The organism is Pyxidicoccus sp. M6, from assembly GCF_055568925.1.
In genome coordinates this window covers 7,055,751-7,072,380 of record NZ_CM145714.1, presented here as the reverse complement: position 1 = coordinate 7,072,380, position 16,630 = coordinate 7,055,751, and the positions used below count along the sequence as shown (strand labels likewise).

10 protein-coding genes are annotated in these 16,630 nt (G+C 65.9%); 4 read left to right on the top strand and 6 right to left on the bottom strand.

The genetic code is table 11. The annotated features are described in order from the left end of the window. Positions 1-17: 17 nt before the first annotated feature. Positions 18-2,303, bottom strand: a complete 2,286-nt coding sequence (gene recD2 / locus ACVTJA_RS28120) for an SF1B family DNA helicase RecD2 (protein WP_465824157.1) — start codon at positions 2,301-2,303, stop codon at positions 18-20. A 281-nt stretch (positions 2,304-2,584) separates the two neighbouring features. Between recD2 and ACVTJA_RS28115 the strand changes: the two genes are divergently transcribed. The 3 genes from ACVTJA_RS28115 to ACVTJA_RS28105 all read left to right on the top strand — a co-directional run bounded on the left by ACVTJA_RS28115 (position 2,585) and on the right by ACVTJA_RS28105 (position 4,693). Further along, on the top strand, positions 2,585-2,797 hold the full coding sequence (locus ACVTJA_RS28115) for a hypothetical protein (RefSeq protein ID WP_465824156.1): 213 nt from the start codon (positions 2,585-2,587) through the stop codon (positions 2,795-2,797). A 153-nt stretch (positions 2,798-2,950) separates the two neighbouring features. Further along, positions 2,951-3,418 (top strand): hypothetical protein, encoded by a 468-nt coding sequence (locus tag ACVTJA_RS28110; RefSeq protein ID WP_465824154.1) that lies wholly within the window; start codon positions 2,951-2,953, stop codon positions 3,416-3,418. Positions 3,419-3,625: 207 nt separating this feature from the next. Continuing rightward, positions 3,626-4,693, top strand: coding sequence for an acyltransferase family protein (locus ACVTJA_RS28105; RefSeq protein ID WP_465824152.1), 1,068 nt, complete (start codon positions 3,626-3,628; stop codon positions 4,691-4,693). Positions 4,694-4,807: 114 nt separating this feature from the next. Here ACVTJA_RS28105 and ACVTJA_RS28100 read toward each other — a convergent pair whose 3' ends face one another. After that, positions 4,808-5,953 (bottom strand): hypothetical protein, encoded by a 1,146-nt coding sequence (locus tag ACVTJA_RS28100; RefSeq protein WP_465824150.1) that lies wholly within the window; start codon positions 5,951-5,953, stop codon positions 4,808-4,810. Positions 5,954-6,640: 687 nt separating this feature from the next. Further along, positions 6,641-7,588: a hypothetical protein gene (locus tag ACVTJA_RS28095; RefSeq protein ID WP_465824148.1), complete on the bottom strand. Its 948-nt coding sequence runs from the start codon at positions 7,586-7,588 to the stop codon at positions 6,641-6,643. 734 nt (positions 7,589-8,322) lie between these two features. Here ACVTJA_RS28095 and ACVTJA_RS28090 point away from each other — a divergent pair. Beyond that, positions 8,323-11,352, top strand: a complete 3,030-nt coding sequence (locus tag ACVTJA_RS28090) for a protein kinase domain-containing protein (RefSeq protein ID WP_465824147.1) — start codon at positions 8,323-8,325, stop codon at positions 11,350-11,352. Positions 11,353-11,432: 80 nt separating this feature from the next. Here ACVTJA_RS28090 and glgB read toward each other — a convergent pair whose 3' ends face one another. The 3 genes from glgB to treS are packed head-to-tail and all read right to left on the bottom strand — an operon-like array spanning position 11,433 to position 16,620. Further along, entirely contained in the window at positions 11,433-13,637 is a 2,205-nt protein-coding gene (gene glgB / locus ACVTJA_RS28085; RefSeq protein WP_465824145.1) for a 1,4-alpha-glucan branching protein GlgB, read from the bottom strand. Continuing rightward, entirely contained in the window at positions 13,634-14,968 is a 1,335-nt protein-coding gene (locus ACVTJA_RS28080) for a maltokinase N-terminal cap-like domain-containing protein (RefSeq protein ID WP_465824143.1), read from the bottom strand. The genes glgB and ACVTJA_RS28080 overlap by 4 nt, the downstream gene beginning before the upstream one ends. Then, on the bottom strand, positions 14,965-16,620 hold the full coding sequence (gene treS / locus ACVTJA_RS28075; protein ID WP_465824141.1) for a maltose alpha-D-glucosyltransferase: 1,656 nt from the start codon (positions 16,618-16,620) through the stop codon (positions 14,965-14,967). Before treS ends, ACVTJA_RS28080 begins: the two co-directional genes overlap by 4 nt. Positions 16,621-16,630 lie beyond the last annotated feature (10 nt).

The following is a 16,630-nucleotide window of genomic DNA, read 5'->3' as shown; positions in this document are numbered from 1 at the left end:
AAGCTCGCTTCGCGGCGTCAGTCCCGCAGCCGCGCGGCGAGCCGGGTGAAGCGCTTCTGGGTGTCGCCGTTGCGCACCGCGATGCCCAGCGCCTTCTTGCTTCCCACCAGCACCACCAGCTTCTTGCCGCGCGTCACGCCGGTGTAGAGCAGGTTGCGCTGCAAGAGCGTGTAGTGCTGCGTGTGGAGGGGCAGGACCACGCACGGGTACTCGCTGCCCTGGGACTTGTGGACGCTGGTGGCATAGGCGAGCACGAGCTCGTCGAGGTCCGACCAGTTGTAGGCCACCGTCCGCCCGTCGAAGCGGACCAGCAGCATCTGCTCGTCCTTGTCGATGGCCTCCACGCGCCCGATGTCTCCGTTGAAGACGCCGAGCTCGTAGTTGTTGCGCACCTGCATCACCTTGTCGCCCACGCGGAAGGTGCGGTGGCCCCGGGTGAGCTCCTCTCCGGAAGGGTTGAGGTGCTCCTGCAGGGTGGTGTTGAGATTCGCGGTGCCGATGAGGCCCCGGTTCATCGGGACGAGGACCTGCACCTCGTCCACCGGATGAAACCCGAAGCGGCGGGGAATGCGCTCCTTCACCAGCGTCTTCACGGCCGCGAGGATGGCCTCCGGCGCCTCCTTCTCCACGAAGTAGAAGTCGGCCATCGCGTCCGCGGGCGGCACCTGTGGCAGCTCGCCCTGGTTGATGCGGTGGGCGTTGGTGATGATGAGGCTCTCCTGGGCCTGGCGGAAGATGTGCTTCAGGCGGACCACCGGCACGTGTCCCGACGCGATGATGTCCTGGAGCACGCTGCCCGGGCCCACGCTCGGGAGCTGGTCCACGTCTCCGACGAGCAGGAGCTGGCAGTGCGGGGGCAGCGCCTTCAGCACGTTGAGCATCAACACGGTGTCCACCATGGACACCTCGTCGAGCACCAGCACGTCGGCTTCGAGCGGGTTGTTCCTGTCGCGCAGGAAGCCGTGGGTGCGCGGGTTGTATTCGAGGAGGCGGTGGATGGTCTCCGCCTCGCGCCCCGTGGCTTCTCCCATCCGCTTGGCCGCGCGCCCCGTCGGCGCGGAGAGGAACATCCTGCGGCCCTTCTTCTCCAGGATGGAGAGGATGGCATTCACGAGCGTCGTCTTGCCGGTGCCCGGGCCGCCGGTGATGACCAGCACCTTGGCCACCATGGCCTGGCGCACCGCCTCCTTCTGCTCGGGGGCGAGCGTCAGTCCCTGGCGGCCCTCGAACCAGGCAATGGCCCGCTCCACGTCCACTTCCAGGGGGCGCGCGGGCCAGGCGGCGAGCGCCTTGAGCAGGTTCGCGACGCCGACCTCCGAGACGTGTAACGCCTTGAGGTACACCGCCTCGACGGCGTCCTCGGGACGGGGCTGGGCGAGGGCGCTGGCACCCTCCACGGCGAGGTACTCGGCCGCGGCGAGCCGGGTGATGGCCGCGTCCACGAGCTCGGGCGTCACCTCCAGCATCTCCACCGTGCGCGCGGTGAGCTTGTCGCGCGGTGCGTAGAGGTGGCCCTCCTCGGAGAATTCCCGGAGCACGTGCAGCACGCCGGCCTCGGCGCGCTTGGGCGAGTGGGTGGGCACTCCGAGTGACTGGGCGATGCGGTCGGCGGTGCGAAAGCCAATGCCATACACGTCGATGGCCAACCGGTAGGGATTGTCCTGCACCACGGGAATGGCCTGGGCGCCGTACTGCTTGTAGACCTTCACCGCGAAGCTGGCTGGCACCCCGTGGGTCTGCAGGAAGACCATGACCTGACGGATGTCGCGCTGCTCGGCCCATGTCTCGATGAGGAGCTTGCGGCGCTTCTCACCGAAGCCCTTCACCTCGGCCAGTCGCTCGGGCTTCGAGTCGATGATGTCCAACGTCTCGAGCCCGAAGCGCGAGACGAGGCGCTTCGCCATGGCGGGGCCCACACCCTTCACCAGCCCGCTGCCGAGGTACTTCTCGATGCCCACCAGCGTCGCGGGCCTCACCGTGGCGTAGGAGACGACCCGGAACTGCTCTCCGTACTTCCGGTCCTGCACCCACTCGCCGGTGAGGCGCAGGGACTCCCCGGGCTGGGCACCCAGGAGGTTGCCCACCGCGGTGATGGGCTCCTTGCGACCGGGCACGACCACCCGGACCACGCTCCAGGCGGCCTCCTCGTTGGTGTAGGTGATGCGCTCGAGGCTTCCTTCCAGGACGGTGGTGGGTGCCGGGGGAGTGTTGCCCACACGAGGCACCGGGTTCCCGTCCCGCACCGAGGGAAGTGCACCACCCGCGTCGGCGGCGTAGACCGGGGGATGGCGGGAGGCGGACATGACTCCTGAAGTTATCAGGACGCACGGACGCTGCCGCGTTCACGAGGGATGTCGGCCGGTTGCTCGTGTCTGGCTGCCTGCTTCCCGGGCAGTGCCTCCAGCACGGAGGTGGCAGGCGATGTGCGCAGGGATGGGTAACCGCCGGTGCCCGAGTGGTGCGGTTCCGCTCGGTGTGCCCCGCCGGCATAAATGATACCTTGTAACATCTGCCACTCGCATCGTGACTGCCAGGTCCGCTACGCTGGCAAGGCCGTACAACCCCCCTGGACGAGGAGTTCTCTATGCGTGGATTCTGGCGAAGTGCCGTGGGTCTGATGGCGGTGTTGGCGCTGGCGGGCTGCGGTGGCCCGGTCGAAGAAGCGGCGGAGCCCCAGCTCGGAGAGACCGAGCAGGCCCTGGCCTGCCGCTACCCGGATGAATACTGCCCGGGACGCACCGTGTGCGTGGGCGGGCTTTGTCGCGACTGCGTCACCCAGCCGCATTGGTGTGAATAGAAGTGCGCGCTGGCCCGTGGCCCTCTCCGGGACGCGGGCTCCTCGAGAAGCCCCCGCGTGCGCCAGGCACCGGGGGCTTTTTTCATGACGTCAGGCTGCCGCGGTTGCGCCGTCTTCCGTTCGCTCTCAACCCACGGAAAGAGGAACGAAATCATGGGCTACCACGTCGAGGAACCTACCGGGCTGTTCGAGTCCGTCCGCTACAACACCAAGACGACTCCTGTCCTTCGTGAGGCCATGCAGAAGAAGGTTCGCGAGATTGCCGCGCGAATCGAAGACCGCGAAGGACGGATGAAGCGGATCCGCGAGGAGTACCAGATTGACTCCGAGCGTCTCGCGGCCCTGGTCATCCAATTCAAGAACAAGAATTCGAATTTCGTCTCCTACCAGGCGCAGGGTGATGCCTCGCGCGACACCATCGTTCCCGCCGGCGTCATCGCCAACATCATCCGCGAGCGGGAGATGATCGACTCGGAGCGCGGGCAGATCCGCAAGCTGGAACTGGTCCTGCGCAACCTCCCCGAGACGGAGCTGTACAACGACCCGAGGACCGGCGAGGTCAAGAGCCGCCAGCCCCTGCATCAGCTCACGGATGATGAGCTCGAGTTCCTCGGGTTCTGACGTGCGCCAGGAGCACGAGACTTGAGCCCGCGGGCAGGGCTGCTTGCCCGTTCGCCCTGACCATCGCGTGGCAGCCGCCTGCACACCCTCCAACCGCGCGACTCCCCCCGGGCCCCGGGGCGGTGGAATCTCGACACCTGTGCCGTCCCTCGGGGAGGAACCGGTCCCCTGCCCATGTGGCTACCCTTGACGGGAGAGGGAACGCGCATGGTGAATGATTCCGAATCCGCGAGTGCCAGGCCTCATCGACTGATCGAGCTGGATGCACTCCGAGGTATCGCCGCGCTGCTCGTGGTGCTGTTCCACTACACGACTCACTATGACCGCAGCTATGGGCATGTAGCCCAGCTCTGGGCGCAGGTGCCCTTCGGAAAGTACGGGGTCCAGCTCTTCTTCGCGATCAGCGGCTTCGTCATCTTGATGTCGCTGGAGCGCGTCGAAAGGGCCCGGGACTTCGCGATGAGCCGTGTGACCCGGCTCTACCCGGCCTATTGGATCAGCCTCGCGCTCACCTTCACGGTGGTGAGCGTGTTCAATCTGCCGGATCGCAAAGTCAGCATCCAGGCGGCCCTGGTCAACCTGACCATGTTCCAGGAGTTCCTGCGCGTCGCCCACGTGGATGGCGTCTACTGGACGCTGACCGTCGAGCTGTCTTTCTACACGCTGGTGCTCGTGCTCCTGTCAGCACGGATGCTCGACAAGGTCATCCCCGTCCTCATCGCACTCGTCGCGCTACAGACCGTGGCCGAGCTGGTCGCCCAGTCGATGGGACTGCCAGTCGCCGCTCGCTTCGCGGGGCGGCCGCACCTGCAGTTCTTCGCGCTGGGAGTCCTGGCCTTCAAACGGAGCCGTGGCGAAGTCTCCGCCTCCTCCTCGCTCGCGTTGATCGGGTTGTGCCTCACTCACGAGCTGCTCGTAGGGAGCACCGCCAGCGTCATCGTGCTCCTGGCCGTCCTCGGCATCTCCCATGCTCTCGCGACGAGAGCACTGGCCTGGCTGACCTGGCGCCCCCTCATCTTCCTGGGGTTCATCTCCTACCCGCTCTACCTGGTCCACCAGAACATCGGCTACCTCATCATCCAGCGGCTCGAGTTAGCAGGCTGGCGCCCCGAGGCGGCCATCGCGGTAGCGCTCGCTGTCGCGCTCCTTCTGGCAACCGCGATCACCCACCTCGTCGAGCAGCCTGCGCTGCGCTTCTACCGCCGACGGAGGAAGGCCAGGGCTCGGGCGGCTGTCTCTCCACATCGCGTGAGCGCGTCAACCGCGAACAGTTGAGACGCTGAAACACGAAGGGCCCCCAGGCTGCCAGGCCGGGTATTCGGCCTGGCAGCTCAGGAGCCCGTCATCCCCTCCCGCGCTCAGTGGCGGGAGGGGAGTGTGTCCGTCCGCTTACGGCGTGGCCGCTCCGGACAGGATTCGCGCATTGAGCGCTCCGTTGCCGTAGAACTGGACGGTCCGGCCCACGTTATGGACCTCCAGCCGGCGCTGGAGATTGGCGTCGTAGCGGCCAAGCTTCATCCACCCGTCGCTGAACCAGCCGCCACCAAGCCCCGAGCCGTCGACGAAGTTCGCATACTTGCCGGTGGTGGGCCAGACGACGGTGGTGAGCGTCGCGATGAACTTGCGCATGTCGTCGTTCGTGAACTCGATGCCCGCGTCGTGGGCCTCGGCGATGTACGAGATCACGCCGTTACCGTGCGGACAGTCCTGCCCGGGAAGGGCCGTGGAGCCCCACACGGCGCTCCAGTAGTAGGCCGCGGGGTTCTTCGGGTGCGGCTTCAACTGCTGACGCATCGAGGAGGCGTAGTTCGGCAGGCGGCGATTGATGTTGGTGTAGACCGTCTGGTAGAGCGCCTTCTTGGTGGAGTCGGTCGTCATGCGCGCCAGGTCCATCGCGATATAGGCCCAGTGCGCCGCCATGTGCGTGCGGCCCCGATAGACATTGTTGTTCGCGTTGCGCTTGTACCACTTCTCGAAGATGTTCCGCTCCGTGAAGGCAAGCAGACGGTCATACTGGCTGCGGTAGGTCGGGTTGCTGTAGAGCGTCGGCGTCTCGCGGATGACGCGCAGCATGCGAGTCACATAGCGCCAGCAGTAGCTCTCCCACAACGGCACTTCCTGACCGAGCGTTCCCGACTCCTTCGAGGTCCAGCCAAGGTACGAGTCCTTGTACCTGCTGGTCGAGAGCGACGAGGAGACCTTGGCGTTCTTGACCATGTTGTTGACGTACAGCAGAGCGCGGTCGAGGTACTGGGTCTTCCCGGTGGCGCGATACATCGCCGTGTTGCCGTCGATGGCGTAGCCGAGGTTGTAGAACTGATAGCTATCCAGCGAGAGGCTCCGGGGGAGCCAGTCGTTGGTATGGGTGGAGCTCCAGATATTCAGGAACAGCTTCTCCCAGTCGGCGACGGAGCGGAGCGCAACGGCCGTGGCCGTGGCCTGGGTCGGGGCCTCACTGGGAGTCGGGCTCGAGGGCGAACCCAGCTGAGCGAGGATTTCTTCGTTGCTCTCCGTGGGGCGGATGGGCTCCGTCACTTCGCCCGATTCCTCGGGCGTAGGCGCCGTTACCTCGGCCACCTCTTCGGGCGCGGTGACCGCATCGGTCTCGGCGGCTTGCTGCAACTCTGCGTTGGGGTCGCACGCCACTGCGAGCACGAGCGAGAGAGACAGTAGTGAAACCATAGCGAGGCTACGGGTGCTTCGAAGACAGAAGTCGGACATCAATTGTGTCTCTGGGGGCGTAACCAGCCGCTTGCACGGACTGCTACCCTGTAGCGGGAATGCTGAATTGCATTCACGGGGCACAGAACATGTGCACCCAAATCAAATTCCAGTGAACACAAATAGCGTTCGCGCCCGGACACGGTGCGCGCCGACTTACGCCTGTTTCTACTCTGGTGATGAGAGCAGGGGAGCGTGTGCAAGGAGGTACAGCGAGCGCACGGTGTGTTGCCCGCGTTATCATTCATGTGTCAGCGACCTGAGACGCCTGCCTCCCCAGGCGCAATCAGTCCCTGCTCATCAGCCGCGAAACATATGAGAATGCTGCTGGCGAATGTGAAGGCCCGGGAGTGAAGCATCCGGATGTTTCGCGGATGCCTGTCTGGTTTCATGGATACGGTGGGCCGAGAGGCGGAGCAGACGGTCGCCTCGCAAGTCGCGGCGCCCCACACCCGGAAACCGGCCGGGGAGGGACCGCCGCGACGGGCGATGGGGGCGGTGTCAAACGTCGCGACGGCGACACCGTGCGGCGGCCATCATTGCCAGCACTCCCAGGAGCGCCGTGCCCACGGTGCCGTCAGGGGACCGGCCCACCGAGCACCCCAGTCCACGCTCCCTCGCGTCGTCCGGATCGATGAGCTCCCCAGCCTCCTTCGGAGGAGCTGCGAACGAAGCAAGGCACACCGGCTCGCCCTCGGTGGCATGGCCCGCGGCGTCGACCACGCGCCAGGCGAAGCACGGCAGGTAGGGCATGCCGTTGGGGTTGTCAGGCATGGCGAAGGACGTCTCCGTGGCAGCGCCCGTGGAGTCCACGCCCCATACGCCCCACTGCACCTGGTGCGGCTCCTGCGCCGACGTGTCGAACCGGTAGGGCGTCCGGTCGGTGACCCAGATCTCCACGTGGTAGCCCCCCACCGGCGCTCCACCCTGGACCGCGGGCACGGTGATTTGGGCCCGCGTCGCCATCTCCCGCCCGACGACCGCGCACTCACACAGGCCGGGAGTGCAGTCGCGCTTGTCCCGCTCGAAGGATTCCAGGCGGACCTGCAGGCCGCCCAGCACCTCCAGCGGTGGCGCCGCCCGTGTGCCCGTGGAGAACTCCTGGCGGAGCTCCGTGGGCCCCTGCGCCTCGCCGGGCCGCTGGACATCCTGGTCGAGCGTGCCCTCCATCACATAGCGCCGGTTCGGTGCCAGCGGGCTCGTGGGAGTCCATGCCATCCCATGCGGCTCACCGAACCAGATTCGCAGCTGTCCCGGCACCACGTCCCCCGTCTGCGCGTCCTTCACCGTGACGGAGAGCGCGCTCGCGAAGTTGTCCCCGTCGTCGGTGGAGCTATTCGGGACCGTCCAGGCCCGTGACGTGAGCAGGAGGGCCCCATCCGTGGGCACGTCCGTCGCGCCGTCCCCGGGCAGACTGTCCTGGATGGTGAAGTACTGCCGGGAGCTCAATGGCGGAGAGCAGGCCTCCGCCGGTGAAGCCCCGAACACCGGAAGCAAGAAGGCGCCAGACTGCATCAGCCCTGCAACGGCAACGACATATCGAAAACGCATCAGACCTCCACGACACGGCCCCTGCGGCGCGAAATGCAAGGCGGCTGCCATGCGTGTGCAATGGCGGTTGCCCTTGGGGCCAGGCCCTGGAAGTACGACAGACGCGTCAGGAACTCGTAGGCCCCGACAGAAAACCCCGGCCCCTCACGGAAAACCGAGGTTCACCCGACGACGCGGGCCCCATCGCCTCCGCCTGTCCCGCGTGCTCCTCCCGGGGGAACCCCAGTTCTGCTCTCGCGGAGCGGGTGATTGAAGCTTTCAAGGCCTCTAGGGCGCTCGTGCCGTCCTGAACAGGGGGAGATGACTGGGGCCAGGGCGGGCTGACGATGCTGGAGCACCTGGGCTGGCTCACGGCATGTGCGAGGTGGGCCCGGCACGAGGGCCCCCCAGGCCGCGTGGTGTCGAGGCTCAAGACAGCCAAGAGGTCCAGGCCCTGCCACGCATTGTCCGTTTGTCATTGGGCGTGTTCGCTCATCCCAAGCCACCGAGGCACCACGGACAGCCAATAGCCGCACTTCGTCAAGTTCCGCGTCAGCCTGAGGGAGGGGCATCGACTCGACAGAGCAGTGTCCAGTAGCATTGTCTGTCCTGGGGAGGGGGTTCCGAAGCACCCGGCGGAACGCCAACGTTCGATGGACAAGAACAAGATCATCGAAGCTGCCGCAAAGCTGGTCGCGAAGGGCGCCTACGACAAGGCGATCAAGGAGTACCAGAAGATCCTCGAAGTCGACCCGAAGGACATCCGGGTCCTCCAGAAAATGGGGGAGCTGTACCAGAAGAAGAACGACAACGCCCTGGCGGCGCACTTCTTCATCAAGGTCGCGGACAGCTACTCCTCCGACGGCTTCTTCCTGAAGGCCACTGCCCTCTACAAGCAGGTCCTCAAGTTCAACCCCAACCTGCTGGAGGTCAACCTCAAGCTGGCGGAACTCCACCAAGAGCTCGGGCTGATGTCCGAGGCGATGGCCTACTTCCAGATTGTCGCCAACCACTACGACAAGGCCGGGGACACCAAGGCGTCCTTTGATACCTTGAAGAAGATGGTGGCTCTCGACCCGGAGAACGTGGCGTCGAAGCTCAAGCTGGCGGAGCTGTATGCACGCGAGGGTATGACGCGCGAGGCCGCGCAGGAGCTCAAGCGCGCCGCCGAGCACCTCAAACGCAACGCGCGCGCTGACGACTGGCTTCGCGTGGCGGAGCGGCTCTCCGCGTTGGAGCCGGACAATCTTCCGCTGGCCAAGGAGCTGGCCGTCTCGTACCTGCAGCGCGGCGACCAGAAGCGCGCGCTCGCCAAGCTCCAGGTGTGCTTCAAGGCGGACGGCCGCGACGTGGAGACGCTCACGCTCTTGGCCCAGGCGTTCCAGGAACTGGGATATGTTTCCAAGGCGGCGTCCGTCTACAAGGAGCTGGCCAAGATCCACCAGGAGCGCGGCCGGCACACCGAGGCCGAGGTCGCCTGGACGCAGCTCGAGGCGCTGGACCCGAAGGATCCGGACCTGCTCGCGCGCCGCGTGCCCGCTCCGGCCCCCGTGGAGCACCACCAGCCCGTGATGGCCCCGCAGCCCGCGCCGTCGGCTCCCGGCCAGTCCCTGCAGGCTGCAGCTCTCGGCCAGCCCACACCCGCGCCGGCCCCGATGGCGCCGCCGCTTCCGGCGGGTATGAGCCGAGAGCGGCTCGCGGAGCTGCTCACCGAGACGGACGTCTACGTCAAGTACAAGCTCCACGACAAAGCGCTGGAGCACCTGCGCAAGGTCTTCACCGTCGACCCGGAGAACCTGGACGCGCACGAGAAGGCGTATCAAATCTACGTCGTCTCGGGGAACGCGGCGCAGGCGTCCGAGCAGCTCCTCAACGTGCTGCGGCTGTGCACGCGCGCCGCGGACGTGCAGCGCGCGCAGCCGTACCTGCTCACCATCCTCAACGAGGACCCGGCGCACCCGGAGGTGCCCGCGTTCCTGTCCGTGCTGGGAACGCAGGAGATAATGGCACCGCAGATGGAGTCCTCAGGTGTGACGAACAGGGGCGCACTTGCGGATGATTCGGCTGTGGCGAGCCGCGCTGCAAAGCCGTTGCGGGTCTTCATCAGCTACAGCCATGACTCAGATAGTCACAAGGCGCGAGTGCTTGCGCTGGCAAAACGCCTGCGGAGCGATGGAATCGATTGTCGCCTGGATCGCTTCGCTACGAGTCCACCTGAGGGATGGCCGAAGTGGTGCGAGAACGAACTCGCGGTTGCTGACAAAGTGATCGTTGTCTGCACGGAGACATATTACAACCGCTACCATGGCCTGGGAGGTGCGAGTGAGGGATTGGGCACGAAGTGGGAGGCATCTCTGATCACCCGGATGCTCTATGAGTCGGGAGGCCGCAACGCCCGATTTCTTCCAGTGCTCTTCGACCGGTCGGATGCGGAATACGTGCCACGAGATGTGAGCACCGGGATGAGATATCTCATAGATGCGGATTACGACACGCTTTATGCCCATCTGTTTGGTCGAAGCGAAACGGCGCTGCCCCCGCTCGGACAACCCAAGCCGCTGCCCTCTCGACCGGACGTCCCGGTTGCCTCTCCTGGTGTAACGGATGAACGCGAGCCTGTGCCGCTCCGACGCAGCAAAATACTCTCGAAACTCACTCAGCGTCAGGCGCATCTCTATGCGCAGAAGGAGGCCTGTGTCATCGCAGGCGAGGATCCTACGCTGATTCAACGGCAGATCGTGAAAGTGAAGCGTGCGATCCGCGAGGGGGGACAGCTTCAGCCAGGAGACCTGCTCCACGATGCCAGATTCAAACTCCTAGACCCGATTGGCCATGGAGGCTTTGGTACGGTATGGCGGGCGTATGACCGGTCTCGAAGGGAACTGGTGGCCATCAAGGTGCTCCACAGCCAGTATGCCCATGACTCATCGCGCAGGGAGCGCTTCTTCCGCGGTGCTCGGCAGATGGCCAGACTGACCCATCCTGGAATTGTTCGAGTCATCCCTTCCAAGGAAGAAGAACATGGGTTCTTCTACTTCGTAATGGAGTACGTCAATGGTCCTGACCTGCGTAAGGCCGTCGCACTCAAGAAGCTGGACGGCCTTGCTGCTCTGAAGATGGTTCTCAAGACCGCAGAAGCCGTCCAGTACGCACACAGTCAGGGCATCATTCACCGTGACCTGACGCCAGCCAACATCCTGATTGATGGAGATTGTCCCAAGCTCACCGACTTCGATCTGGTTTGGGCCGCAGATACGACTGGAGGGACACGCACTGGCGTGATGGGCAACCATCTCTACATCGCGCCAGAGGCAGCGCGGACGTCGCGCTCTACTGTCTTGCTGGACGTCTATGGCTTGGGAATGTGCGCAATTTTCAGCCTGTACGGCAAGAAGAACCTGCCACTGCGCATTCTGAAAAATCAGAAGCGATTCATCGAGAAGAGACTGCCGTGCTCCGATGCGCTCAAGCGTGTTCTCGTTCGCGCCGTGGAATTGCAGAAAAAGCGCTATCCGACGGTCTCCGAGTTTATCGGTGCACTTGAATCAGCAATTCTCGTGGAGCCCGGCGCTGGGGAGCCGATCGGGGCGACGCATCATCAGACGGAGCCCCGGTTTCACCGGTTTGAACACGTTGCGGAGACGAGCTGGAAGCCCGACAGTTCCGGGTCCGGAAGCCGCTGATGGATTCCAGCAGCTTCCGGCCCCAATTGAAGTGCCTGTGACGGGCCCTGACTCCGTTCTCCCTCACGAAAAACCGCGGCTCACCCCGGCGTGAACCACATCACCGACAGCGGGGGCAGGGTGAGTGCCGCGGAGGCGGGCTGGCCATCCCAGCCCGTGGGCTCGGTGTGGATCTGCCCCATGTTCCCCTGGTTGGAGCCGCCGTACTCGCCTGCATCCGAGTTGAGCACTTCCACGTAGCGGCCGTGCAGCGGGAAGCCCACGCGGTAGTTCTCGTGCACCGTGGGCGACAGATTGGCGATGCACACCACGTGGCGCCCCGGCTGGCGCGAGCGCCGCACGAAGGCCAGCACATTCACGGACGCCGAGTCCGGCTGCAGCCACTGGAAGCCCACCGGCTCGCTGTCCGCGTCGTACAGCGCGGGCAATTCCTTGTAGAGCCGGTTGAGCTGCGCCACCAGCTTCATGATGCCCTGGTGCCCAGCGTCGTGCGTCAGGTGCCAGTCCAGGCTCTTGTCGTGGTTCCACTCCGCCGGCTGGCCGAACTCGCCGCCCATGAAGATCAGCTTCTTCCCCGGGTGCGCCCACATCCACCCGAACAGCGCTCGCAGGTTGGCGCGCTTCTGCCACGGGTCTCCCGGCATGCGCCCATACAGGCTGCCCTTGCCGTGCACCACCTCGTCGTGGCTCAGCGGCAACATGAAGTTCTCGCTGAACGCATACAACAAACCAAACGTGAGCTGGTTGTGGTGGTACTGACGGTAGATGGGGTCCTTCGAGAAGTACGACAGCGTGTCGTGCATCCACCCCATGTTCCACTTGAAGTGGAAGCCCAGGCCGCCCTCGCTCGCCGGCGCGCTCACCTTGGGCCAGGCCGTGGACTCCTCCGCAATCACCACCACGCCCGGGTACTTGCGGCGCACCGTATCGTTCAGCTCGCGCAGGAACTGGATGGCCTCTTCATTCTCGCGGCCTCCCCAGCGGTTCGGAATCCACTCGCCCTGCTTGCGGCTGTAGTCGAGGTAGAGCATCGACGCCACCGCGTCCACGCGCAGGCCGTCGACGTGATACTCCTCAATCCAGAACAGCGCGTTGGCGATGAGGAAGTTGCGCACCTCGTTGCGGCCGAAGTTGAAGACCAGCGTGCCCCAGTCCGGCTGCGCGCCCTGGCGCGGGTCCGCGTGCTCGTACAGCGCCGTGCCGTCGAACTGCCCCAGCGCGTGCACGTCCCGAGGGAAGTGGCCCGGCACCCAGTCCACGATGACGCCGATGCCCTCCTGGTGGAGGTGGTCCACCAGGAAGCGGAGGTCATCCGGATGGCCGAAGCGCGCCGTGGGCGCGTAGTAGCCGCTCACCTGGTAGCCCCAGGAGCCGCCATAGGGATGCTCGGCCACGGGCAGCAACTCCACGTGCGTGAAGCCCAGGTACTTCACGTACTCGGCCAGCGCCGGCGCCAGTTCGCGGTACGTCATGGGCCGGTCGCCGTCCTCCACCACGCGGCGCCAGCTCCCCAGGTGCACCTCGTAGACACTCCACGGCTGGTGCGCCACGTCCTGCTTCTGCGTCCGCGACTCGAGCCACTGCGCGTCGCCCCAGCGGTAGCGCGCCAGGTCGTGCACCACCGACGCGGTGGCGGGCGGCACCTCCGCCTGGAAGGCGAACGGGTCCGCCTTCAGCACGCGCGTGCCCCCGTGCCCCGGGCGAATCTCGAACTTGTAGCGCGCGCCTTCGCCCACCTCGGGGACGAACAGCTCCCAGATGCCGGACGCGCCCATGCGCCGCATGGCGTGCAGCCGGCCGTCCCAGCCGTTGAAGTCCCCCACCACGGACACACCGGCCGCCGTGGGCGCCCACACCGCGAAGGACACGCCCCGCACGCCGTTGTGGTGGATGAGGTGCGCGCCCATCCGCTCCCAGAGGCGCTCGTGCTTGCCCTCGCCCGCGTAGTACAGGTCCATCTCCCCCAGCGTGGGGAGGAAGCTGTACGGATCTCTCAGCTTGAAGACCTTCTTGCCGGGGTACTCCACCTCCAGCAGGTACGCGAAGGGCTTGTCGACGCCGTTGACGCGCGCCTCGAAGACACCGCCCAGGCGGTGTGACATGGCGATGCGGCCGCCCGTCTCCGGCAGCACGTGGATGGCCACGGCGTCCGGACGGAAGGCGCGAATCACCATGCCGTCACCGTCCTGATGGATGCCCAGGATGGAGTGCGGCTCCGGGTGTCGCAGCTCGATGACACGCTGAAGCTCCGCGTCGACCTGGGCCTTGTCGGCTGGCTTCCTCACTTGGAATCCTCCATGCGCAAGAGGGCCTCGACGGGGATGCGCACCCAGTCCGGCCGGTTCTGCAACTCATACCGCACTTCGTAGAGGAGCTTTTCCAGTTCGAACGCGCGAAGCATCACCTCGAAGGTGGCCTCGTCCGACGGCAGGTACGGCGCCCCGCGCGTGGCCTTGCGGTAGCCCTCCAGGAAGGCCGCGCGGCTGGGGCCCACGCGGCCGCGGGGCTCGCCGCCCTCCAATGCCACCGTGGCCTCCGCGTAGTCGAACGAGCGAATCATCCCCGCCACGTCGCGCAGCGCGCTGTACTTCTCGCGGCGCGCCGTGAAGCTGCGCGCGGGCTCTCCCTCGAAGTCGAAGATGAGCCACTGGCCCTCCGCCCGCAGCACCTGCCCCAGGTGCAAATCCCCATGGATGCGAATCTTCTGGCCCGACGGTGTCACGTGCGCCAGCCGCTTCGCGTACTCGATGAGCCGCTCGCGCCGGCCCTCCAGGTCCGGGTTCAGCCGGCCCGCGTCCGCCAGCGTCACGCCCAGCTCGCCGACGATGCTGGCGCTCCAGCGCTGCAAGTCCTCCTGGAGCAGCGGCTCGGGGGCGAAGGCCGGGTCGTCCGGAGCGGCGGAGGCGAAGGCGTTGTGCAGGTCTCCCAGGCGCATGCCCAACTCCCGCATCTCCCCGAGGAAGCGCTCGCCCAGCGCCCGCTCCTGGCGCAGCCGGTCCAGCGTGTACTTCCACCCATCCACCGCGTCTGGCACGAAGCGGTGCGCCAGCGCCACCGTGGCCCCCGCCGCGCCCTCCAGTTGCAGTGCGCCCAGCAGCAGGGGCGTGGCCCGGAAGGACGTCTTCGTGGCGAGGAAGCGGCCCACCTCGTACTCCGGGCTCACTCCCGCCTCGATCTTGCGGATGATCTTCAGGATGACCTTCTCACCCAGCACCACGGACGTGTTGCTCTGCTCCACCATCAGCCGCCGCACCGGTAGCGGGGAGGGCAGGGCGAGCAGGCCGTCCTGCCCGCCAATCCATTCGCCCACCAGCCGGCCCGAGGCGGAACCGATGGTGCCGCCCTCGCGCATGACCCTGAGGAGGGCGCGCAGGCACTCGTCGTCCTCGAGCGCATCCTTCACGCCGTCCGGCGCGGGCTTCACGGGCAGCAGGTAGCGCTCCGGCTGGCCCAGCTCGTACACCACCTCCACCACCGCGAGCGTGAAGGTGCAGGTCCCGAAGTCCATGGCCGCGTGGTCCACCACGCTCACGTGCTTGATGGGCCACGCCTTGCCGCTGAACCAGCGCTGGTGCTTGAGGTACTCCGGCAGCTTCGTCAGGTCGAGGGTCGTCACGGCAGGCTCCTCCCCGCAGACGGCTTGTCCAGCCGGAACCACAGGAACATGAAGGGACCGAGAGAGAGCTGGTAGGGCAGTTGGCTGATGCGGGGGAAGGGCGTCTCGCCGACGAGCTCCACCGGCACCGCGCCCTCGTACTCTCGCAGGTCCACCACCGCCGGCTGCGCGAAGCGGGACAGGTTGCAGACCACCAGCACCGTCATGCCCTCGTGCTCGCGCACGAAGGACAGCACCTTGCGGTTCTCCGTCGGGAGGAAGCGCAGGGTGCCCAACGCGAAGACGGGGTAGCGCTGGCGGATGCGAATCATCCGCTTCACCCAGTGCAGGAGGCTTGCCTTCACGCGCTCCTGCGCCTCCACGTTGATGGCCTGGTAGCCGTACACCGCGTCGGCAATCACGGGGGCGTACAGGCGCGCGTAGTCCGCCTTGCTGAAGCCCGCGTTGCGGTCACCCGTCCACTGCATGGGCGTGCGCACGCCGTTGCGGTCGCCGAGGTAGATGTTGTCGCCCATGCCTATCTCGTCCCCGTAGTACATGACAGGCGTGCCCGGCAGCGTGAAGAGCAGGCTGTGCATCAGCTCGATGCGCCGGCGGCCGTTGTCCATCAGCGGGGCGAGCCGGCGGCGGATGCCCAGGTTGATGCGCATCCGCGGGTCCGTGGCGTACTCCCGGTACATGTAGTCCCGGTCCTCGTCCGTCACCATCTCCAGCGTCAGCTCGTCATGGTTGCGCAGGAAGATGGCCCACTGGCAGTTGGACGGGATGTCCGGCGTCTGCTGCATGATTTCGACGATGGGCGTCCGGTCCTCCTTGCGGATGGCCATGAAGAGGCGGGGCATCACCGGGAAGTGGAAGCCCATGTGGAACTCGTCGCCGTCGCCGAAATACACGCGCACGTCGGCGGGCCACTGGTTGGCCTCGGCGAGCAGCATCTTCCCCGGGTACTCGGAATCAATCGTCTTGCGCAGCTTCTTGAGGAAGGCGTGCGTCTCCGGGAGGTTCTCGCAGTTGGTGCCCTCGCGCTCGAAGAGGTAGGGCACGGCGTCGCAGCGGAACCCGTCCACCCCCATGTTGAGCCAGAAGCGCATGACGTCCAGCATGGCTTCCTGCACCTCGGGGTTGTCGTAGTTGAGGTCCGGCTGGTGGCTGAAGAAGCGGTGCCAGAAGTACTGCTTGGCCACCGGGTCCCACGTCCAGTTGGAGCGCTCCGTGTCGAGGAAGATGATGCGGGTGCCCTTGTACTTGTCGTCCGTGTCGCTCCAGACGTACCAGTCGCGCTTGGGGCTCTTCGGGTCGCTTCGCGACTCCTGGAACCAGGGGTGCTGGTCGCTGGTGTGGTTGACGACCAGCTCGGTGATGATGCGGATGCCGCGCTTGTGCGCCTCGTCCACCAGCCGCTGGAAGTCCGCGAGCGTGCCGTAGTCAGGATGGATGCCGTAGTAGTCCGCGATGTCGTAGCCGTCGTCGCGCAGCGGCGAGGGGTAGTGCGGCAGGAGCCACAGGCAGTCCACGCCCAGGTCCTGGAGGTACGGCAGCTTTTCAATCAGGCCCGGGAGGTCCCCGTGGCCGTCGCCGTTGGAGTCGTGAAACGCGCGGAGGTGCAGCTCGTAGATGAGGGCCTTCTTGTACCAGAGGGGATCCAGTTCCATACGCCTCTCG

Coding starts and splice junctions, on each gene's coding strand:
- recD2 (WP_465824157.1), bottom strand. CDS start 2,303: ATGTCCGCCTCCCGCCATCCCCCGGTCTACGCCGCCGACGCGGGTGGT.
- ACVTJA_RS28105 (WP_465824152.1), top strand. CDS start 3,626: ATGGTGAATGATTCCGAATCCGCGAGTGCCAGGCCTCATCGACTGATC.
- ACVTJA_RS28110 (WP_465824154.1), top strand. CDS start 2,951: ATGGGCTACCACGTCGAGGAACCTACCGGGCTGTTCGAGTCCGTCCGC.
- ACVTJA_RS28090 (WP_465824147.1), top strand. CDS start 8,323: ATGGACAAGAACAAGATCATCGAAGCTGCCGCAAAGCTGGTCGCGAAG.
- ACVTJA_RS28115 (WP_465824156.1), top strand. CDS start 2,585: ATGCGTGGATTCTGGCGAAGTGCCGTGGGTCTGATGGCGGTGTTGGCG.
- treS (WP_465824141.1), bottom strand. CDS start 16,620: ATGGAACTGGATCCCCTCTGGTACAAGAAGGCCCTCATCTACGAGCTG.